Source organism: Methylocucumis oryzae (assembly GCF_000963695.1).
Lineage (GTDB): Bacteria > Pseudomonadota > Gammaproteobacteria > Methylococcales > Methylomonadaceae > Methylovulum > Methylovulum oryzae.
On the sequence record NZ_LAJX01000045.1, the window covers coordinates 1 to 20,308 of the forward strand.

General features: G+C 44.6%; 18 protein-coding genes and 2 pseudogenes. 11 read left to right on the forward strand and 9 right to left on the reverse strand.

Features of this window, described 5'->3' with window-relative positions:
- Together VZ94_RS05175 and pyk are read left to right on the forward strand one after the other, a co-directional pair.
- Positions 1 to 479 (forward strand): annotated as a pseudogene (locus VZ94_RS05175) (glyceraldehyde-3-phosphate dehydrogenase); the annotation flags it as partial.
- A gap of 6 nt (positions 480 to 485) precedes the next feature.
- Positions 486 to 1,935: pseudogene (pyk, locus tag VZ94_RS05180) on the forward strand (pyruvate kinase).
- Positions 1,936 to 2,566: 631 nt separating this feature from the next.
- On the opposite strand, the gene VZ94_RS25790 reads toward pyk, so the two are convergent.
- The 4 genes from VZ94_RS25790 to VZ94_RS05195 form a co-directional block, all read right to left on the reverse strand.
- Positions 2,567 to 2,716 carry a hypothetical protein gene (locus tag VZ94_RS25790; protein WP_157844856.1) on the reverse strand — a complete coding sequence of 50 codons (150 nt, stop codon included), beginning with the start codon at positions 2,714 to 2,716 and terminating at the stop codon, positions 2,567 to 2,569.
- Positions 2,717 to 2,976: 260 nt separating this feature from the next.
- On the reverse strand, positions 2,977 to 3,405 hold the full coding sequence (locus VZ94_RS05185) for a YcgN family cysteine cluster protein (protein ID WP_045778428.1): 429 nt from the start codon (positions 3,403 to 3,405) through the stop codon (positions 2,977 to 2,979).
- Entirely contained in the window at positions 3,402 to 4,373 is a 972-nt protein-coding gene (locus tag VZ94_RS05190; protein ID WP_239649653.1) for a MerR family transcriptional regulator, read from the reverse strand. The genes VZ94_RS05185 and VZ94_RS05190 overlap by 4 nt, the downstream gene beginning before the upstream one ends.
- A gap of 164 nt (positions 4,374 to 4,537) precedes the next feature.
- Positions 4,538 to 5,641, reverse strand: coding sequence for a PQQ-dependent sugar dehydrogenase (locus tag VZ94_RS05195; protein ID WP_052700236.1), 1,104 nt, complete (start codon positions 5,639 to 5,641; stop codon positions 4,538 to 4,540).
- 182 nt (positions 5,642 to 5,823) lie between these two features.
- Here VZ94_RS05195 and htpX point away from each other — a divergent pair, with 182 nt between their 5' ends.
- The 4 genes from htpX to VZ94_RS05215 all read left to right on the forward strand — a co-directional run bounded on the left by htpX (position 5,824) and on the right by VZ94_RS05215 (position 10,085).
- Positions 5,824 to 6,696, forward strand: a complete 873-nt coding sequence (gene htpX / locus VZ94_RS05200) for a protease HtpX (protein WP_192828600.1) — start codon at positions 5,824 to 5,826, stop codon at positions 6,694 to 6,696.
- 247 nt (positions 6,697 to 6,943) lie between these two features.
- Entirely contained in the window at positions 6,944 to 7,234 is a 291-nt protein-coding gene (locus VZ94_RS05205) for a hypothetical protein (protein WP_338040248.1), read from the forward strand.
- Positions 7,235 to 7,338: 104 nt separating this feature from the next.
- Positions 7,339 to 7,998 (forward strand): DUF2760 domain-containing protein, encoded by a 660-nt coding sequence (locus VZ94_RS05210; protein ID WP_045778430.1) that lies wholly within the window; start codon positions 7,339 to 7,341, stop codon positions 7,996 to 7,998.
- Positions 7,999 to 8,258: 260 nt separating this feature from the next.
- The gene (locus tag VZ94_RS05215; RefSeq protein ID WP_045778446.1) at positions 8,259 to 10,085 is read left to right on the forward strand and encodes an Hsp70 family protein; all 1,827 of its coding nucleotides are present in this window, start codon (positions 8,259 to 8,261) and stop codon (positions 10,083 to 10,085) included.
- 36 nt (positions 10,086 to 10,121) lie between these two features.
- Here the strand turns inward: VZ94_RS05215 and rnhA are convergent, their stop codons facing one another.
- Positions 10,122 to 10,568: a ribonuclease HI gene (rnhA, locus tag VZ94_RS05220; protein WP_045778431.1), complete on the reverse strand. Its 447-nt coding sequence runs from the start codon at positions 10,566 to 10,568 to the stop codon at positions 10,122 to 10,124.
- Entirely contained in the window at positions 10,561 to 11,277 is a 717-nt protein-coding gene (locus tag VZ94_RS05225; RefSeq protein ID WP_045778432.1) for a class I SAM-dependent methyltransferase, read from the reverse strand. The genes rnhA and VZ94_RS05225 overlap by 8 nt, the downstream gene beginning before the upstream one ends.
- A gap of 88 nt (positions 11,278 to 11,365) precedes the next feature.
- Here VZ94_RS05225 and VZ94_RS05230 point away from each other — a divergent pair, with 88 nt between their 5' ends.
- A complete protein-coding gene (locus tag VZ94_RS05230) occupies positions 11,366 to 12,964 on the forward strand; it encodes a LysM peptidoglycan-binding domain-containing protein (RefSeq protein ID WP_338040249.1) in 1,599 nt (532 codons plus the stop codon).
- A gap of 153 nt (positions 12,965 to 13,117) precedes the next feature.
- On the opposite strand, the gene VZ94_RS05235 is transcribed toward VZ94_RS05230, so the two are convergent.
- The 3 genes from VZ94_RS05235 to VZ94_RS05245 all read right to left on the reverse strand — a co-directional run bounded on the left by VZ94_RS05235 (position 13,118) and on the right by VZ94_RS05245 (position 16,438).
- Positions 13,118 to 14,077 (reverse strand): hypothetical protein, encoded by a 960-nt coding sequence (locus VZ94_RS05235; protein ID WP_045778433.1) that lies wholly within the window; start codon positions 14,075 to 14,077, stop codon positions 13,118 to 13,120.
- A 26-nt stretch (positions 14,078 to 14,103) separates the two neighbouring features.
- Entirely contained in the window at positions 14,104 to 14,865 is a 762-nt protein-coding gene (locus VZ94_RS05240; protein WP_045778434.1) for a DUF6345 domain-containing protein, read from the reverse strand.
- 460 nt (positions 14,866 to 15,325) lie between these two features.
- Positions 15,326 to 16,438 carry a VWA domain-containing protein gene (locus VZ94_RS05245; protein WP_204369052.1) on the reverse strand — a complete coding sequence of 371 codons (1,113 nt, stop codon included), beginning with the start codon at positions 16,436 to 16,438 and terminating at the stop codon, positions 15,326 to 15,328.
- A 361-nt stretch (positions 16,439 to 16,799) separates the two neighbouring features.
- Here VZ94_RS05245 and VZ94_RS05250 point away from each other — a divergent pair, with 361 nt between their 5' ends.
- The 4 genes from VZ94_RS05250 (at position 16,800) to VZ94_RS05265 (ending at position 20,116) form a co-directional block, all read left to right on the forward strand.
- The gene (locus VZ94_RS05250) at positions 16,800 to 17,702 is read left to right on the forward strand and encodes a hypothetical protein (protein WP_045778435.1); all 903 of its coding nucleotides are present in this window, start codon (positions 16,800 to 16,802) and stop codon (positions 17,700 to 17,702) included.
- A 23-nt stretch (positions 17,703 to 17,725) separates the two neighbouring features.
- Positions 17,726 to 17,935 carry a hypothetical protein gene (locus tag VZ94_RS05255; protein WP_045778436.1) on the forward strand — a complete coding sequence of 70 codons (210 nt, stop codon included), beginning with the start codon at positions 17,726 to 17,728 and terminating at the stop codon, positions 17,933 to 17,935.
- Complete coding sequence (locus VZ94_RS22270) at positions 17,932 to 19,359, forward strand: FG-GAP-like repeat-containing protein (protein ID WP_131655475.1); 1,428 nt, start codon at positions 17,932 to 17,934, stop codon at positions 19,357 to 19,359. Before VZ94_RS05255 ends, VZ94_RS22270 begins: the two co-directional genes overlap by 4 nt.
- Before the next feature lie 139 nt (positions 19,360 to 19,498).
- On the forward strand, positions 19,499 to 20,116 hold the full coding sequence (locus tag VZ94_RS05265; RefSeq protein ID WP_204369053.1) for a PIN domain-containing protein: 618 nt from the start codon (positions 19,499 to 19,501) through the stop codon (positions 20,114 to 20,116).
- Positions 20,117 to 20,308 lie beyond the last annotated feature (192 nt).

A 20,308-nucleotide genomic window follows, 5' to 3' on the forward strand; every position in this document is an offset into this window, starting at 1 on the left:
CAACAATACATTCTTATACAAACGATCAAGTGTTAACCGACGTGTATCACAGCGATTTACGTCGTGCACGTTCTGCAACACAATCGATGATACCTACTAAAACCGGTGCTGCTGCGGCAGTGGGTTTAGTATTGCCTGAGTTAGCTGGTAAATTAGATGGTTTTGCAATGCGTGTACCCACTATTAACGTATCGGTGGTTGATTTAAGCTTTACGGCGGCTAGAAGCACCAGCAAAGCTGAAATCGATGAGGTGTTAAAAGCGGCTGCGGCAGGTCCGTTAAAAGGTATTTTAGCAGTTAATGATTTGCCATTAGTGTCAACCGACTTTAACCATAATCCAGCATCTTCAATTTACGAGCAAACCCTGACTAAAGTGGTCGATGGTACGTTTGTAAAGGTATTGTCTTGGTATGACAACGAATGGGGTTTCTCAAATCGTATGTTAGATACCACTATTGCCTTGGTTAACGCAGGATAATCACTAATGTTACGAAGAACCAAAATTTTAGCTACGCTAGGCCCGGCTACGGATAAGCCCGGTGTGCTTGAGGGATTGTTTATCGCCGGCATTGATGTTGTTCGTTTGAACTTCTCTCATGGTTCTGCTGAAGACCATATAGCAAGAGCTGAGCGAGTCAGAGAGCTGAGTAGAAAAACCGGTAGACGCGTAGGTATACTGGCTGATTTACAAGGCCCTAAGATTCGTATTGCCCGCTTTAAAGATACCAAAGTTTTTTTTGCACGAAGGCCAAGACTTTGCGCTTGATATTAATTTTGACCCTAAGGCTGGCGATAACACACAAGTAGGTATTACCTATGAGCCATTGGCAAAAGAGGTAAAGCCGGGTAGTCGCTTATTGCTGGATGATGGCCGTATCGTGTTAGATGTGGTTGATGTCGTCAATATGCGGGTTAATTGTAAAGTGGTTGTTGGCGGTGATTTGTCAAACAACAAAGGTATTAATTTGTTGGGCGGCGGTTTGTCTGCAGCGGCGTTAACGGATAAAGACAAAGAAGACATTAAAACGGTTGCTAAGATTAAATGTGATTTTGTTGCCGTGTCTTTTCCGCGTTGTGCTGATGACTTAGATGAAGCTAGACGCTTATTAGAGGCCGAAGGTTGTTACGCCGGTATTGTTGCTAAAGTCGAACGTGCGGAAGCCATTGTCGATGAGGTTATGGATGAAATCATTTTAGCCTCTGATGCGGTAATGGTGGCGCGTGGCGATTTAGGGGTGGAAATCGGTGATGCCAATTTACCGGCGGTACAGAAAAAACTGATTAAACGTACGCGTGAGTTAAACCGTATTGCCATTACGGCTACGCAAATGATGGAGTCGATGATAGAAAACCCGATTCCTACCCGTGCTGAGGTTTTTGACGTGGCTAATGCGATTTACGATGGTACGGATGCCATTATGTTGTCGGCCGAAACGGCTTCTGGTAATCACCCGGTTAAAGCGGTTGAAGCGATGAACAGAATTTGTGTAGAAGCTGAAAAGCAACCTGTCGTAAGAGAGTCTGATCACCGCATTAAAAACCAATTCCAGCGTGATGACGAGGCCATCGCGATGTCGGCTATGTATATGGCTAACCATACCAAAATCAAAGGTATTGTTGCGCTAACCGAGTCAGGCTCAACGCCTTTATGGATGTCAAGAATTAGTTCAGGCATTCCTATTTTTGCGTTTAGTCGTGTGGAAGAAACGTTGGGTAAAGCGACGTTATTTCGCGGTGTGTTTCCTATTTATTTTGAATTGGAAGACGGCCAAGACCATGCGGAAGTTAATCGTAATATCGTGAAAGAATTAAGAAAATGGAATATTGCTAAAGACGGCGATAAATTCATTATCACGAAAGGCGATTTAACCGGTATCAAAGGTGGCACCAACGCGTTAAAACTGGTTGTTGTGGGTCAAGGGCTAACGCCTTGAGGCAATGAAAACCGCTGTTTATCCGAGAAAAACAGCGGTTAAACCGTGACCAATCAGAAAGCCATAGTTTTACATACCCGTCATTCCGGCATGGATTGCCGGAATGCAGTGCCATGGATGGCGCTCTTCAAGTCCCCCTGTGTTCTTGCAGCAATTCTCAATTTGGGAGCCATTTAAAAATCAATGTGATAGGAATTTGACTTTTTCAATAACTCGTAAATTTGTATAAAAAATAGTCAATTTTTTGTTAAATCGGCAATGGTTGCGGTCGAAATCATGTCAAGTAAATATTAACATTCGCTAACTAATTGAATTTTAATCTCCATTCAAATTGAGAATTGCTGGTGTTCTTGGCAATCCATGCCGAGATGACGACCCGGAGACGAACTACGGTTCTCAAATTGGGCGGGCTATAAGTTAGTAGGTCGGGTTAGCGTGAGCATAACCCGACAAACGACTAGATTAACCAGTCAATAAAACTGGGGTCGGAGTAATGAGTTACGCCACCGCGAGCCGGGCAGTGACAGACGGAAAGAGGGTAATAATGTCAAATGTAAGGTCTGCCCCCGTTTTCTTTCCGAAAAACAATAAAAGGTCGGCCCGCCAGCCGAACTGAATACGAGCCTAGATTTTACAGCTTAGCTAGTATGCCTGCCGCCGCCAACGCAAGCGCGAATGCAGGCAGAGGGTCAAAGTTCACAACAAGAATTGAGAACAATGCACCAAATGCACCTATGCGTAAGTGCAAATCTGCTGAACGCGTTAAATTCGGTTTGGCCATATAGCCTATCCTTTTTAACTAGCTCCCAGTCTCTTGATGAGTCGGGATTGGGAGCAGCCCAGACTTTACTGCCTATTACTGTTTAGAGCCAGTCTAGATGGTGGCAGCAACCCGACTGGTCGGTTGAGAAAGTGCTGATATCAATACTTCCTGCGTTCTTTATAAATGGCTAGTCGAGTAAGGGGATTCTATATACCACATCCATGTGGTTTAGCAACGCTGGTGCTGTTGCCGAATTTTAGCATAACACGATCAACTGGTTAGCTTAGCCAATCAATAATAAAATCTTCAAAGTCATCGACATCTGTTTCAGACACTGCAAAGCTGGCTACCGATACGCCAGATGATTGTATGGCATGGTTATTTCCTGAGATAAGCGGATGCCAATCGGGTAAGGGTAGGCCTTTATCGATAAGACGATAGGCGCAGGTTTTAGGTAGCCAGGTTAATTCTGATACTTTTTGTTTTCTTAAATCTAAGCAATCAGGAACGTGTTGAAAACGCTGGGCATAATTGCCACAGCGACAGTTTGTTATATCGAGTAAGCGACATGCCACGCGTGTTAAGGCTATGTCGCCTGAGTCCTCGTCTTCTAGCTTGTGTAAACAGCAACGTCCGCAGCCATCACATAAGGCTTCCCATTCTTCTGGGCTTAATTCATCTAGCGACTTTGTTTGCCAAAATGTCATTGTTTAGCGTTATCCTGGTTTGTTTTGTTAGCTTCTAAATCCATTAGAATATGCCTAAAGTGGTCATAATTTTCAATATTGATAACGCCGACTTCGTTAAGCAATGGTTGATAATGTCCGGCAGCACGACCACCGACGATTAAGCTGACGTCATTGCCGAGTAGTTTTTTTAATTTTCTAATTTCTTTGTGTAATAACAAATCATCATCAGCAAAACTAATACTTATGGTAACTGCGGTTGCATGAGTATATTTAACTGCGGCGGCAATTTCTTCCGCAGGTAAATTAGCGCCCAAATAAGTGACTTGCCAGCCTTTTAATTCGGCAATAATCGCGGCTAATAATGCGCCTAACTCGTGTAATTGCCCAATCGGTGTGCTAACCACCATACGGCAAGCACCTTTAGGGGCTGGGTTGTTATTGCGTAATATATAAGTGAGCGAGCGGATAATGGCTGACGCCATGTGTTCGTGTACCGGTCTTAACTCGCCAATACGCCAGCGTTCACCGATTATGGTTAATAAAGGCGTGAGTAGGTGTTCAATAAAGACTTCAGTGCCTAATTCAACCAGTGCATTTTCAAAATGTAATTCTAAGGCTCTGGCATCAAACGCTAATACGGCGGCATAACATTTTTCAATATACCGTTCTGCGATGTTAGCGGTTTCGTTGTTTGATAGCTTAGGTAGTAAGGGTTCAGCTTCAGTTTCCGTGCCGTCTTTTAATAAGTTTTTTAATTCATCGATAGAGTATTGCGCAATTTGGCTAATGCTATGGCCTTTATTAGTGGCTTGATTCAAAAGCTTTAGTCGAGCTATATCTAAATCACTATAAACTCTATGGCCTCCGGTTGTACGAGTGGGAGTTACTGCTTGGTAACGCCGTTCCCATGCTCTGACTAAATCGGATTTAACGCCGGATCGTTTTGAAACGGTGCTGATTAAATAACGCGCTGAATCATCGTTCATATTCGACATAGTAGTGTGGTTTGCATGTGTTGCTTGATCTGATTGAGTAAAGCTGACTTGGTGAGCTTTACTCGTGCTTCTCTCTATGGGTTGAGTATAACCAGATTATTGCAATATGCTAGCATAGCTTTACAATACTTTGACAAATTTTGTACAGTTTGCTGTTATTTTGCTTGGGAGCGATAGGTTATTGAGTAAATAACGCCTTGCTTATCGTCACTAATCAGTAATTCACCGCTAGGCAGTTCCAAAATATCGACTGGGCGCCCCAACACTTGGTTGTTTTCTGTCAACCAGCCAGTGATAAAGTCTTGTTCAGTAATGACGTTACCGACGTTATCAAGCTTAAGTGCGACGACTTTATAACCTTGTGGCTGGCTGCGATTCCAAGAGCCGTGTTGTGCAACAAATAATCGGTGTTGATACTGGGTTGGGAAGGTTTGGCCGGTATAAAAGCGCATACCCAACGGTGCTATATGGGCTTTATAACGCCAGGCTGGGGCTTTAAATTCGCTACAAGTATGTTTATCAGCCAATTCAGGGTCGGCAATCGTGCCGCCGTGGCAATAAGGATAACCGAAATGCTCACCGACTTCAGACCAACTATTGAGTTCATCAGGTGGTTTATCATCGCCTAAGTAATCTCGGCCATTGTCATTAAAATATAAGCGTTTGGTGGTAGGATGCCAGTCAAATCCAACAGTATTGCGTATACCGCGCGCTAATATTTCAAGCCCTGTGCCATCGGGATTTAATCGGACTAACGAGGTAAAAATATCTTGTTCAGGCAGGCAAATGTTACACGGTGCGCCAACAGCGGTATAAAGTTTGCCGTCAGGCCCAAAGCGTAAATATTTCCAACCATGATGTTTTTCTGCTGGAAATTGGTCGTAGATGACGACAGGCTTAGGTGGGTTTGATAAATGTTCGGTGATAGCATCAAAGCGTAAGATGCGATTAATAGCAGCGACATATAGCGCGCCGTCACGGTAGGCGACGCCATTAGGCATAGTTAAATCCTGAGCAATCGTATAGACTTGGGTCTTGCCTTGTTTAGGCGGGGATACGGCGTAGATTTTGCCTTCAACGCCGGTGCCAACGAATAACACGCCGTTTTCGGCTAACGCCATGCTGCGCGCATTCGGCAGATGCTCAGCGTAAATCGATATGTTAAAGCCTTCAGGCAGTTTAAGCGAGGGTAGGATAGTTGTTACATCTGCATGGGTGTGTGTGCTTAACAGCCATAAAAAAAGTCCTAATCGTTTCATGATTGACCTCGTAATGGTTAAATGTGAGTGCTCAGCAATCCAAACGCTGAGTCATCGTACTTTATCAGGATTATTCTCAATATCGGCAAACTTTATATAACAGGAATGCTCTTAGCATCGGTTGAATTTCGTTATTCAATCCCCACTTCATTAGAAAAATATTTACAAAGAGGTAAACCCTTATGATGCGGATTTTACTGTTTTTAGCGACAAATGCGGCGATTTTAATCGTCATAAGCATAGTTTTTAATATATTAGGCATAAAAAGTACCTTAGATGCGCAAGGTGTTAATATTGATTTAAATACCTTATTACTGGTTTCGGCAATTATCGGTATGACTGGTTCGTTTATCTCGCTAGTCATGTCGAAATGGACGGCTAAGCAAGCGATGGGGGTTTATGTTATTACCCAACCAGAGAATCAAACTGAGCAATGGTTATTCGATGTCGTGGCTAGGCAAGCTCAAGTCGTTGGTATAAACATGCCTGAGGTTGGCATCTTTGACGCGCCAGAACCCAATGCATTTGCAACGGGTATGGATAAAAATAGCGCATTAGTCGCTGTTAGCACGGGGTTATTGGGCATGATGGATGCCGACGAAGTTGAAGCGGTTATCGGTCATGAAATGACTCATGTATCGAACGGCGATATGGTGACAATGGCGTTAATGCAAGGCGTGGTAAATACGTTTGTGTATTTTTTCGCGACATTGATTGGTTATGTGGTAGACCGCGCCGTGTTTAAAACCGAGCGAGGTTATGGCCCGGCTTATTACATTGTGCAAATGGTTGCACAAATTGCGCTCGGTATTTTGGCGTCTATGTTGGTCATGTGGTTTTCCCGTTACCGCGAGTTTAAAGCCGATGCGGGCGGTGCTCAGCTTGCAGGGCGCCAGAAAATGATTAGTGCGTTGCGTGCATTGCAGCGCGCGCAAGAAGCACCAGAATTGCCAGGCCAACTGGCGGCGTTCGGTATTAATGGTGGTGGTGTGCGTAAATTATTTATGAGTCACCCACCTTTAGAAGAGCGTATCGAAAGATTACAAAATCAATAATTTCAGTTGCCTATCCGGTTGGCTTGTCAGTCTATGCTACGCCGGATAGGTTATCTATTCTCGTCTCTAGGCGGCACCGCTATAACAGTCATAGCACCTATGATTACCGATAAATCGCTTATCCATTTAAGCCAGATAGCGTAAAATTGTTGCAATCTGTTTGTTGTTATGAAATACATCACGGTTTTGCAAGCGACCGAGCTTAAGCTTGCAATCATTATAATAATTAAATCCTATGGGAAACACGATGAACAAATTAACCACCTGTCTTTTATTGCTAATCGCTTTGCCTGTTTTGGCCGAATCGACAGCCAGTGAATGGCACAATACGACCTTATCTGATGCGACGATAGCAAAAATTCAGCAAGCCAGTTACGACTATAAAAAATGCGTCTCTGATGAGATTCAAAAACCGGATTATCAGAAACAAGAAAGCCGTTTTGCAACTGAGCAAATCATTAAGCAATGCGAAGTGGTACTGGCAAAAATGCGCGAAGTGTATTTAGCCGAAAAAAGTTCCCGAAGTGATTGCCGATAGACATTTAAAACAATTACGCACTAAAACAACGCGCGATGCCCTACAGACATTGATATTTGCCGAGGCTGCTAGAAAGTCGGCACAATTGCAATAGGAGTTTGCGCATGAATACCTCTTATACGATTGACTTATCGCTACGACCGACGACTTTCGATTTATGGCATGTGTGTTTAGCCGGTACGGTAGCTGTTTTAGCATTGTTGCTTATTGTGGTGTTATTAATTTCGGTGCTTAATTTGTTGCGTGGAAAAAACAAAGTCACACCTGTAGTTGTTAGCGAACCTGCTAAGCCGGTAGAGCCTATTATTCAAGTAGTTGAGAAAATTGTTGAAGTCGAAAAAATCGTAAAAGCCCCAGCACCTGAGCCGGTGGTGTTAAAAGAAGCGACACCTGATGCGGCATTACAGTTGTTGGCTATTTTGCAAAACGAAGCACGGTTTATCGATTTTATCCAAGAAAATATTACGAGTTATAGCGATGCTGATATTGGTGTTGCCGCGCGTGTGGTGCATGAAGGTTGTAATAAAGCCATTAAAGAACATTTTACGTTAGCACCGGTTAGGGCTGAGTCCGAGGGGGCACGAGTGACATTACCAGCGGGTTTTGATGCGAGCAAAGTGCGTGTGACCGGCCATATCGTTGGCCAGCCGCCATTTACCGGCACATTAATCCATAAAGGCTGGCAAGTTACGGCAATACACTTACCTAAATTAACTCAAGGTTACGATGCGAGTATCGTTGCCGCTGCTGAGGTTGAGCTATGAGCTTATTCGACCATATCAAAAAAATGCAAGACGCTAAACCGGCCGTTGCTCCTAGCAATACGACGCCGGAACCTGTGGCAACACCGGCTGAATCAAAGCAATCAGAGCCTGAGCCAGAGTCTGAACCTAGTATTAGCGAAGTTGTTAATGAATTAATCGAAAGCCAGCAGTCTGTACCTGTGGTTGAAAGCCAACCCTCATTTAGCGATGCGATTAATCAAACAATTCCAGCTCCCGCGCCTCAGCCTGTACCCGAAGGTATGCGCTATTCGGTAGGTATTGATTTGGGTACTACGCATTGTGTGTTGTCTTATGCTGAAATTCATGCAGAGGCTGATGAGTTTAATCAGCACGTCATGGGCGTGCCGCAGTTGATTGCGCCCGGCATGGTAGAGGAAGACCCGCAGTTACCCTCGTTTTTATACCAAGCACATAGCGCAGAGTTGGCTGATGATGCCAGTAATTTGCCATGGACAGCTAAACCTCGCTATTTAGTCGGTGAAATTGCGCGTAATTTAGGCAGTAAAACGCCTATTCGCTTAGTCGCGAGTGCTAAAAGCTGGCTATGTCATGCCGGTGTGGATTGTAAGTCGCCGATTTTACCGGCTGAAGCGCCTGAAGATGTGGAGCGCGTGTCGCCGTTTGAGGCTAGCGTGGCCTATTTGCAGCATTTAAGCGATGCCTGGTCGTATAAATTTCCTAATGCGCCGTTATCAGAACAAGATTTAGTCATTACTGTGCCCGCTTCATTCGATCCGGCCGCGCGTGAGTTAACGGTAGAGGCGGCTAAAACAGTTGGGTTAAGTCAAGCGATTTTATTAGAAGAACCACAAGCCGCCGTATATAGCTGGATTGAAAAAAGCGGTGGCGATTGGCGTAAACAAACGCAATGCGGCGATATTATTTTAGTGATTGATGTTGGCGGAGGTACAACCGACTTATCGTTAATTGCAGTGACGCAACAAAGCGGCAATTTGGAGTTAACCCGTGTCGCAGTAGGCGACCATATTTTGCTAGGCGGCGATAACATGGATTTAGCGCTGGCCTATACTGTTAAAGCTAAATTAGAAAAAGACGGTCAGCGTTTACAGCCTTGGCAAGTACAAGCGTTAACTCATAGTTGCCGAGAAGCTAAAGAGAAATTATTTAACGATGAGACTTTAGAGAGCTTACCGTTAGTGATTGCCAGCCGAGGCTCGTCGTTGATTGGTGGGACCTTACGCGCAGAATTAACCCGTGCTGAAGTGCAACAAGTATTGGTCGAAGGCTTTTTCCCTCAGGTTTTAGCTAGTGATAGACCGATTACCCGTACGCGTACAGGGTTACGCACAACAGGTTTACCTTATGCGCAAGATGCAGCCATTACCCGGCATTTGGCAGCGTTTTTAGCGAAGCAACAACATGCGACTAGCGACTTGGCCGATGTCAACTTACCAGAACATGCGACGTTTTTACATCCCACCGCCGTGTTATTTAATGGTGGGGTCTTTAAAGCCAAAGCGTTAGCTGAGCGGCTAATGGGGGTGTTAAATGCTTGGTTAGTTGCCGAACAAGCTCCTGAAGCGCGTTTGTTAAGCGGTGCTGATTTAGATTTAGCGGTTGCTAGAGGGGCAGCTTACTACGGTTTTGTGCGCAAAGGTAAAGGTGTGCGCATTAAAGGCGGTACGGCAGCGTCGTATTATGTCGGTGTTGAAAGTGCTATGCCTGCTGTGCCAGGTTTGCCGCCGGAACTTGAAGCGTTATGTATTGCGCCGTTTGGCATGGAAGAGGGCACACAACAAGAGTTGCCTGATGACACGTTTGGCTTAGTGATTGGTGAGCCGGTACGGTTCCGCTTTTTCGCATCGAATACACGGCGTGAAGATAGAGTAGGTACTCGCTTAGATTATTGGACTGATGACGAATTATCAGAACTCGATGAGATAGAGATTACCTTGTCAGAAGAAAACCATAGACCTGGTGAAATTGTGCCTGTTTACTTGTGTGCGGCGGTGACAGAAGTAGGCACGTTAGAGTTACAAGCCGTTTCTCAACGCGATAATTCACGTTGGAAAATCGAGTTTGATGTGCGTGCAGGCGATAATTAAACTTGGATAAAACCCGGCCACCATTGGCCGGGTACTTTAGCGTTTAGGCAATGAGTCTATACCTAAGTTGGCGAGAACATCGGCTTTTTCATTGCCTTCGTTGCCTGAATGACCTTTCACCCATTGCCAGTCAATTTTATGTTTACTGGCGGCAGCATCTAAGCGTCGCCATAAATCTTCATTTTTAACCGGTGTCTTACTAGCAGTGCGCCAACCGCGTTGCTTCCAACCGGCTAGCCATTCGCTCATGCCTTTTAGTACATAACTAGAGTCACTATAAAGAATGACTTGGCACGGCCTTGTGAGTGTTTCCAAACCAATGATAGCAGCCATCAGTTCCATACGATTATTCGTCGTGTCTGCTTCGCCTCCATACAGCTCTTTCTGTTGTCCTTTATAGCTGAGGACAACACCCCAGCCACCAGGGCCGGGGTTGCCTCGGCATGCGCCATCGGTATAAATGGTGACTGTCTCGTTATTCATGACTATTGTTTTGTGCAGGTGAGCTAATCGAGTTAGCGAGTACTATGCCAGTGATTTCACTTTTAACTGGTGTTAGCGGAATCAGATTGTAACGGCGTTTTACCGCTTTGATAGCATACGCAGTAGAAGTCAGCGAGCCGGCATAGGGAATCGCTTTGCCGTGCTTAGTTTTAACAGTATCAAGAAAAAATTCTGAAGCGGAGGTGACCTCAAAATTGAGTAGTTTAAGCCAGTCGAGTACCCGATTTCTGCCAATGAAATGCGCGCGCCAAGAATCAGAAAAGCGTTTTTCCCATAGATACATATAACGCACCCAAAAACTCCACGGATTAAAATTCATCACTAATACAATTCCTTCCGGCTTTAGTACACGCTCAATTTCGCGCATAGTTTGAAAGCGATAATGGTCGAATTCTAATAAATGCGGCACGATAATCATATCGACGCTATCGCTTTTTAACGGTAAACGATACGCTTTAGCTTGTATTTTTTGCGCACTAGTACAGCCTAGGAGCTTAGCGTCGAGAATAGTGTAATATTTGTATAGTGAGCAATCGACAAAATCCGTTTCGAAACCTAAGCCACCAATTTGCAATACGGTTTGTTGGCAACTGACGGTAATGGAGCGTTGCAAAAACTCCGACTCAAGCTCTTTTAACAGCTTTCCGCGCGGGGTTTGGTACCACGCAAATAAAAAATCTCGCTTCATAATTGGCTCATTGCAACATTATGTTGATGTTTTAGATGAAAAACAGGATACTAACCGCTTGTAAATAAACTACACTCTTAGGAATAAGATGATGCATGTTAATTTTAACAGGTCAACTTCAATTGTATTAATTTCGCTGTCATTAGCCTTAGCAGGTTGCACAGAAACTGCACAAAAGCCAATTAGTTTAAGCGATCAATTGCCAGGTGGCGACGAAGCACAAGAGCAAGACGGCTATTACCAAGGCTATTCTAGTGCAAAAAACCGACTAAAATTCGGTAAGCGTAGTAGCTCGTCGCAACATGCCACCGTTTGGGATCGACTACTATCGTTGTATTCGCTACCTGTTGTTGACCATTATCGCGTTGATAAAGCTGTTGATTGGTATTTACAGCATCCAGCAACCTTAGCAATTATTCAGCAACGCGCCGAGCCTTATTTGCACCATATTCTGGATGAAATCGAGGCAAAAAATATCCCTGGCGAAATTGCTTTATTGCCTGTGGTTGAAAGCGCATTTCAGGCTAATGCGTATTCACATGCCGATGCTTCAGGACTTTGGCAGTTTATTCCCTCAACCGGCGAAGAGTACGGTTTAGAACAAAATGCTTGGTATGACGGTAGACGAGATGTTTATGCGTCAACTAAAGCAGCGACGACGTATTTAAAAGAATTGAGTGAGAACTTTGATGGCGATTGGTTGCTTGCATTAGCATCTTACAATTGTGGTAAAAACAAAGTAAGACGCTCCATAGAACACAACGAAAATAGAAATTTACCTACCGATTACTGGTCGCTCAATTTGCCACACGAAACAGAAGATTATGTGCCACGGTTACTGGCAATCGCGAAGATTTTTGCTAATGCTGAGCAATATAATATCAATTTAAGACACATACCGAATAAGCCGTATTTTGAAGTCGTCGATATTGATTCTCCGCTAGATTTACGTTTAGCCGCACAATTAGCTAATACGCCTTATGATAAGTTTTTAAAGTTAAATCCGGGTTTTAATAAAGCCTGTACTGCGCCTTATGGACCTCATCGCTTATTAGTGCCTGTTGAACACGCACAAGCTTTTAAGCGTAATTTGGCGCAAGTACCGATTAGCGAGCGTGTTGATTATGCTCAACTACAGCGCGCATCTGAAACGCCAGTGGCCAAGCGCATTGAGCCTAAAAAACCTGACATTGCGCATAAACCTGAACCACGCGCTATCGTTGAGGTAGCACACAATACCCGTTATCAAGTAAAACCAGGCGAAACCTTATCGACGATTGCTTCAAGGCAACATACAACGATTGCCTCGTTGCGTGATGTAAACCACTTAAGAACAAACAGTGTTCGTTCAGGCACATACCTGCAAGTACCAAACACTACAAAGTCTACGTTTGCTAAAAAGACGGAAAGTTTACCAAAGCTAGCTAAAGTTCAGACGACAGGTAACCAGGTTTACACCGTTAAAAAAGGGGATACGGTTTGGAATATCTCACAACGTTTTGCGGTGTCGCCAAAAGAGTTGGCTGAATGGAATAAGCTAAATCCTAAAACGGGGTTAATTTCAGGTCGTAAATTAACGATTAAACCGTTTAATCCACAAATTGCATCAGCATCACCTTCTATACGCTTAGTGCATTACACAGTGGGTAAAGGTGATACATTGACGCAAAATTGCGAGAAAATTTAATGTATCGGTGAGTGATTTACAGAAATCTAACCGAGCTGTGCTAGGCAAGGGTTTGCAGTCAGGCCAGAAATTGAAAATTTTAGTGGACGGACGTCCATCGACTTAATAAAAGTGCTTGGGTTATGCTAGGCACAACCCAAGCGGTATCATCGCTTATTCGGATTTTTTGAGTCTAATCGGCGTGATAGATTCATCAGCAATTTTAATAGCTCGTAAAGCGCGTGGATCGAGTTTGGTTAATTCAAGTTTTTCAGGAGAGTTAATCATTACAGGAATTACGCTCACATAGTTAAATGGCTCAACACCGTGTGAGGGTACGAAAACTTTGGTTTCAAATGCATAAACCGGTTGTAAGAATTTGCCGTTGTTATCGAAATAAGCGATTTTAGTTTGTAAAAACTCATATTGTACATTTTCGCCAAATTCTTGTTGCAGTTGTCTAGTCGCTAACTTTATTGCCTCATCAAACGAATACATTTCATTAGGGCTAATGGGTTTACCTTCTGGTAAAAATTCGCGCCAATGTTTAGTTAAGCCCAAAATCTCGCCTTCTTCACCGACTTCAATAACAAATTTAGAACCAGGGCCTATGACAGGCATATCGTTAATTACGCGTGAATAATTCAACGTGATAAGTTTATCGATGATAGCACCGGGTTCTTTGCCATCCGTTGACGTCATTCTTAAGCCACCCACATGGATGAGGTTTAATTGGCTTTCATCTCTGGGTAATAATTTGTTTTCTTCTAAAAAAATATGCGCGGCTTTCATAGCTTCTTCGGTGCTGGGTAATTTAGGCGCGTAATCGCCTAAATAGCGAGCAAAATTGCGGTGAAAGCGAATGTCACCCGTTTTTAAATTTTGTTCAAAGCGTGTATTGGGGTCTTTAGGCGAGATAAAACGAACTGTTTGGTCTCTGCCAGGCGCTGCAGTTTCAGGCGTTTCGCCAATATAAGTTTTCATTAATGACAGAGAGGTATCAATTGGCACGGGGCGTGAACTTTCGAATTGATACAACATTAAGCCTTCTGTGGTCGATGCAGCTTGAGTATTCAGCGCGCTTAGGCTGCCGGCGATTAAAGCAATGGCTGAGAAAAGAGTCTTGAAATTCATGATCGGTCTCCTAAATAGGGGTTAGATTAATATTGCCACCAGGTTTTCATGCCAGCCGTACCGCCTGCGGGATCGGCAGCATAAGCGCCTAAACGATCATTTTCCGTCGAGGTGTACATAATAGCGCTGGCCAAACCTGGGTAAGGAGAGCCGTCATCATTCGTAGGATTGAAAATCCAGTAACGTTCTTCATTTACAGCATCAAACCATGATTGCCAAACACCGCCGTTGGCTTTGAGTTTATTCGCGTAATTATTAGGAATACCGTTGTCAGAATTACTTAAGGTATGGAAGCCGACTAATTGATGCAAGCCTTGGAACATATTAGAGTAAGGCGACCACCAATCAGCATGTTCCGGCGCGGTGGTGACGGTATAACAAGACTCGATAATCATAAATTCTAAGTCCCCGTTATTAGCTAAATCGCCATAAGCGGGTACGGTGCGCAAATCAACGCCTTCGCCTAAGCTTTGATCCGTTTCAATGTAATAATCGCTACCGTGACCGGCGATGTAAGCTAAATCCATTTTATCGACATAAAATTGGTGCGAACTGTCCATGACGAAGGGTTTGTTGTAATAGTATTGCGTTTCTTTATAGCGATGACTGCCGATATTCTGCCAACCTTGAAAGTTTTTAATAAAATTCCAAACGTTGCGGACAAAACGTGATTCTGCTTTATCAACATAGCCGCCGATTTCTCTGTCGCCTGCGTAACTAGCGGCAGAGGCAAGAGTCAGGGTGGCTAGGCAAAGTCCAGTTACCAGCTTTTTTTGATTAACTAACATAAAAACGCTCCGATGGTTATGGGTGGGTAGAAACTACGGGTACAGAATAATCCCGATAACACCGGTAAAGATGTGACTGAATTACATGCTAGCGGGTGAAAAATCACTGAGAGACCGATAAGCGGAATGTTTAACTCACTGCTATTCGGTAAGAGGCGTTATGAATGAGATGGGGTCTGTGATTTTAGCTCACGATGTTGGCATAGTTTTTACGGCTACCAACTTAAGTAGGGACAGGACATTCAGAGCGCAGGACGCCGTAAATACATCCCTGTAGGCTTGATGGCAGCATCCCTGCTGCCAACACCTGCTCTCTAAACGTCCTGTCCCTACCTAGGATTGTCCCGTCTAAAGAGCATGGCCGTTTTTACGGCTACCAACGTAAGGTGGGGCAGGGTATTGCCTTTTTGCCAGCCATTCTGATTAAAGCTATTGCCAATAGCTGTTTAGCATTTAGAGTTTACGTGCGCGCTTGTAGCACCAGGTCTTCCTTAGCTGTCCATTGCGCAATGTCACCGCCGTTTAGAGCGGTCGCCATCAGATCAGGGAATTTGTCGGGTGTGCAAGCGAAAGTTGGCACATCCAGATTAGCGAAGTGCTGCGCCATTCTTTGGTCGTAACTCGGTGCGCCATCATCGTTCAAGGCTAACAAGGTGATGACCGTTGCGCCGCTGTTTTTCAGCTCGGCGATACGCGCCAGCAAACTGTTGCCGTCTCCGCCCTCGTACAAATCCGTAATCAATATAAACGTGGTATCGCGCGGTTTGCTGAGCTGTTGCTGGCAGTAGCCCACGGCACGGTTGATGTCAGTGCCGCCGCCCAATTGCACACCAAACAGCACATCCACTGGGTCGGCGAGCTGTTCGGTCAAATCGACCACAGCGGTGTCAAACACCACCAACTGGGTTTTTAAGGCTGGAATCGATGCCATTACGGCGGCGAAAATGCTCGCATAAATCACGCTGGTTGCCATAGAGCCGGATTGATCCACGCATAAAAACACCTCTTTCAGATGCTGCGGCTTTTTGCGCCCGAAACCAATCAAGCGTTCGGGGATGATGCTGTTGTATTCCGGTTGATAATGCTTGAGATTGGCGCGGATAGTGCGCCCCCAGTCAATATCGCTCGGCAAAGGTCGCTGCTTACGGGCTGCTCGGTTCAAGCTACCGCGCAACGCTTGCTCGGTTTTACTGCGCAGCCGCGCCAGCAATTCATCTACTAGTTTTTGCACCAAGCGCCGTGCGGTGTCCTTGGATTGGGCTGGCACTAAATGCTTGAGGCTAATCACGGTAGCGACCAGATGGATGTCCGGTTCAATGCCGTCGAGCATTTCCGGTTGTAACAGCATTGCGGTCAGATTCAAGCGTTCAAAGGCGTCTTTCTGCAACACCTTGACGACATTGGCCGGAAAACGCTCGCGAATATCGCCCAACCAACGACTGACTTTCGGCGCGGAACCGCCCAACCCCGCCGACCGCTCCGCTGCTTCGCCGTTCGGGTAAAGCTGGCTTAGCAAATTATCCAATTGGATGTCTTCTTTGCTTAAGCCAATTTGGTTATCGCCGCCGAGCAATAAAACGCCAACGTCTTTGACGGGTTACTTGTGTTTCGTTCTGTTCGGTCATCGGGTAGTGGGGGACATAAGGCTTTTACTATTTATAGTTTATCAATAACTCTCCAGCGGGAGCTACTATCGATTAACAGGCGTCACCTACTATCCTCAATCTATGCCGTCGCTAGAAATTAGCGAGGAATTAGGCGGCAAAGCCATTTTCGTGCCATTATTAGTACCTATTTTTTATGCTTCATAGCTTTTTTCCGTGTATTTTTATGCTTTTTCTTCTATAACTAGCGATGAACTAAACCCAGAATAAGTCATATTAGCGTAGTGACTTTACTATTAAAATCGCTGACTCACTCCTTAGGAGGCATCAATGTCAACTCCGTCGCTGTTAATAGCAAAACGCCCTGTTTTGCTTTCACTAACCGTTTTTTGTCAGGCCATTGTGTTGTCAACATTGACAGGGCAAGTCTTAGCTAACTCAGATTTACCAGAATTGTATAAAACGAATAAGGCTGCTGTTAATAAGAAGTCATTAGCCGGCGCTTATCAATATCATAAAAAATCAGTGAAAGTCGCTGATTTAACTCAGGCTTTTAAGAATCGAATTGAAATTAAATTTAGCCAAGCCAGCCATATTCGTCTTAAACAAGGCGTATTAAGCACCGATAACGCGCAAGCACAAGCTGACATTGAAAAGCTTACCCAGTTATTAGCAACAACCCAACGCTATGCGCTAGTGCGTATGCATGATGTTTCCGATGAAGCTTTAGATACATTAAAAGCTCAGGGGGAGGCGAATACTGGTACAGAATTACCTGATTTGAAAACCTGGTTTTTCATTGTGGTTGACGTCTCGTCTGAGCAAGCCCTGGCATTGTTGATTAATCAACTGAATGAATTAAGCATTGTGGATTATGCCGCTGCCTCTAAGTTGCCTGCACCCGCGCCTGGTATGGATGCTGCAGAAGCGGCTGCGTTTAAGCAGTATTGGCAACAACATGATACCGTGCCTTGGCCTGCTGCTAGTCAGGAGCGTAGTAAAGTCGTGCCTGCAAGCCCTCCTAGTTTACCGAATACCACTAAGCCGCCGACGCCTCATTCTAACTTAACGCCACCGGCACCTAGTGATTATGTGGCTTTACAAGATTACCGTGAAGCAGCACCTATCGGTATTGATATGGATTATGTCAATGGCTTGTACTATGCGCTGCCGGTTGGAATTGGGCGTATAGCGATGTTGAATTTAGTTGGAATATTAGCCACCAAGATTTAACTAAACTGGCGGGGAGTGTTTATGTGAATGGCGCGCCTAGTGCTTCGGCGCAAGTCTGGCGCGACCACGGCACGGCGGTGATAGGTATTGTCAGCAGTGACGATAACGGTTATGGCACAACAGGTCTGGTTCAATATGCTGATGTGCGTTTAGCGACACATTCACCCGATTCAGGCTACAACGCTGCCGCCGCGATTAGCGCAGCCGCGAATCAATTTTGGCTGGTGCGGTGATTTTATTAGAAATGCAAACCTATGCGGATTTTGACTGCAATGGCTCAGATAGTGGCGATTCGTTGGTGCCGATAGAGTTTGAGGTAGCTGCAAAAGAAGCGATTAAAACCGCGACGGCGAATGGTCGTATCGTGGTACAAGCCGCCGGTAATGGCAATTGCGATTTAGATTTAGCCGGTTTTAACGGCATGTTTACTCCCGATGACGCCAGCCAAGATTCGGGTGCGATTATTGTTGGCGCCGGTGAAAAACTAACGCGCAATAAAGCGTATTTTTCCACTTACGGCAGTCGTGTCGATACTCATGCCGAAGGGGACTTTCAAATTTATACCACGGGTTATGGCGATTTATATAGCAGCGATGGCGAAAATAGTTGGTATACCGCATCGTTTTCGGGGACTTCAGGCGCTTCGCCTATCGTCACCAGTGCGGCCATTTCATTATCTAGTTTATTATGGGAATATCACGGCTCTTATTGGGACCCTAAAGAAATACGCGCAGTATTACGGCGTGAAGGCACACCTCAGCAAGGCGGTGGACATATAGGGCCTAGACCGGATTTACGCAAACAAGTCGAATCTATGGTTAACCGGCATTTACAATTGCAATCGGCTGATTTTGATGGTGATGGCAAAACTGATTATGCTGTTTTTAGACCCGCTAGTGGACGCTGGTATATTCGCTATGCAACAGGGAAAACTGAGAAAATTCGCTGGGGCAAAAAAGGCGATATCCCTGCTCCGGCTGATGTCACTGGCGATGGGCGTGCCGAGTTAATCGTGTTTAGACCTAGCAACGGTACTTGGTATATCTATAGTTGGGATCCGCTGAAAGCTTTTAGACCGATAGCGTGGGGACAAAACGGCGACCTTCCTGTACCTTTAGATTATAACGGCGATGGTAAAGCCGAGTTAGCCGTGTATCGCAGACGGGCAGACGCTCAGTCATATAGTCATTGGTATATTCGTTATTCAAGCAAAGCCAGCGAAGATATTATTTGGGGCGAAGTATCAGACACGCCTATGGCTCGCGATATGGATGGCGATGGACGCGATGATTTAGTGATATTCCGGGGCACGACGGGCGAGTGGTGGTTACGCTATAGTGCAACGGGCGCTAGTCAAACCGTCAACTGGGGGCAATGGGGCGATATTCCTTTGACCTACAAAGACAAACTCAGCCGTTGGAATATTGCTGTGTGGCGGCCTAGTAATGCGACGTTTTATGCGAAAAACATCACTACCGGCGGCAGCAACACCGTGCAATGGGGTGAGCCCGGCGATGTGCCTAGGTTTGGTGACACTAACGGTAATGGCCAAGATGAATATATCGTTTGGCGCCCAAGCACAGGGCAATGGTGGAATTTAACAACAGGAAAAACAGTGCATTGGGGAATACCCGGTGATTTAGTCATGACAAAATAGTCAGAGCGATAGTTGGAGGTTTGCTACTCAACCTGACAGGTTTTACAGCTTGTTGGGTTTGGGGGCGGGTATGGGAAATCGGACAATTTCTGTAAAACAATTAGTTGTATTATTTATTCGTGCCAATTGAGAATTGCTGATGGAATACGCGGAAAAGAATATAAGAAAAAACTACATTTTTATTGATTATGAAAATGTCCAGCCTTTATCGTTAGATTTACCAAAAGGTTATCCATTTAAAGTCATTTTGTTTTTAGGCATTAATCAGACAAAAATACCTATTGAGCTAGCGACTTCAATGCATCTATTGGGGAGCGATGCAGAGTATGTAAGGATTCAAGGAAATGGAAAAAATGCTCTTGATTTTCACATTGCTTTCTATCTTGGGCGATTATTCGAAAAAGACTCAATGGGATATTTTCATATAATTTCAAATGACTCTGGTTTCGATGTGTTAATTAAACACCTAAGAGATAAGAAAGTTTTAATACAGCGCTATGCTCAAGTTTATGATATTCCAGCCCTAAAAGTATCAAACTCAAAAACTCCTGATGAAAAAATTCAAGTTGTTGTTGAACACTTGGTTAAACGAGGTAATGCAAAGCCTAGAAAGGTAGAAACGTTATCAAATACAATTAATTCTTTATTTATGGGTGCTTTAAGTAAAGAAGAACTGGAAACGCTGATAAATAAGTTAGCTCAAAAAAAACTGATTACAATCGAAGACAAGAACGTCCATTATAACTTGCCCAATTAGATGATGCCTTGTTTCAGGGTACAGTGGATTGGTTTGTTGAATTTGACCAAGCGTTGGGATAAAAAGCAGGCAGCCAATTTCAACTGTAGTCTCGCCAAGACGGATTTTCTACAAAAAGCTGATTGTACTCTTCTTTTTTGCAGTTCAGTCACCCCCCATACTCCAGCCGTAAGGCTATAAAACCTTATAAAA

What these genes read in the sequence shown, in the direction of transcription:
- VZ94_RS25790 (WP_157844856.1), bottom strand. Translation starts at nt 2,716, where the DNA reads ATGGCCAAACCGAATTTAACGCGTTCAGCAGATTTGCACTTACGCATA.
- VZ94_RS05185 (WP_045778428.1), bottom strand. Translation starts at nt 3,405, where the DNA reads ATGACATTTTGGCAAACAAAGTCGCTAGATGAATTAAGCCCAGAAGAA.
- VZ94_RS05190 (WP_239649653.1), bottom strand. Translation starts at nt 4,373, where the DNA reads ATGAACGATGATTCAGCGCGTTATTTAATCAGCACCGTTTCAAAACGA.
- VZ94_RS05195 (WP_052700236.1), bottom strand. Translation starts at nt 5,641, where the DNA reads ATGAAACGATTAGGACTTTTTTTATGGCTGTTAAGCACACACACCCAT.
- htpX (WP_192828600.1), top strand. Translation starts at nt 5,824, where the DNA reads ATGATGCGGATTTTACTGTTTTTAGCGACAAATGCGGCGATTTTAATC.
- VZ94_RS05205 (WP_338040248.1), top strand. Translation starts at nt 6,944, where the DNA reads ATGAACAAATTAACCACCTGTCTTTTATTGCTAATCGCTTTGCCTGTT.
- VZ94_RS05210 (WP_045778430.1), top strand. Translation starts at nt 7,339, where the DNA reads ATGAATACCTCTTATACGATTGACTTATCGCTACGACCGACGACTTTC.
- VZ94_RS05215 (WP_045778446.1), top strand. Translation starts at nt 8,259, where the DNA reads ATGCGCTATTCGGTAGGTATTGATTTGGGTACTACGCATTGTGTGTTG.
- rnhA (WP_045778431.1), bottom strand. Translation starts at nt 10,568, where the DNA reads ATGAATAACGAGACAGTCACCATTTATACCGATGGCGCATGCCGAGGC.
- VZ94_RS05225 (WP_045778432.1), bottom strand. Translation starts at nt 11,277, where the DNA reads ATGAAGCGAGATTTTTTATTTGCGTGGTACCAAACCCCGCGCGGAAAG.
- VZ94_RS05230 (WP_338040249.1), top strand. Translation starts at nt 11,366, where the DNA reads ATGATGCATGTTAATTTTAACAGGTCAACTTCAATTGTATTAATTTCG.
- VZ94_RS05235 (WP_045778433.1), bottom strand. Translation starts at nt 14,077, where the DNA reads ATGAATTTCAAGACTCTTTTCTCAGCCATTGCTTTAATCGCCGGCAGC.
- VZ94_RS05240 (WP_045778434.1), bottom strand. Translation starts at nt 14,865, where the DNA reads ATGTTAGTTAATCAAAAAAAGCTGGTAACTGGACTTTGCCTAGCCACC.
- VZ94_RS05250 (WP_045778435.1), top strand. Translation starts at nt 16,800, where the DNA reads ATGTCAACTCCGTCGCTGTTAATAGCAAAACGCCCTGTTTTGCTTTCA.
- VZ94_RS05265 (WP_204369053.1), top strand. Translation starts at nt 19,499, where the DNA reads ATGGAATACGCGGAAAAGAATATAAGAAAAAACTACATTTTTATTGAT.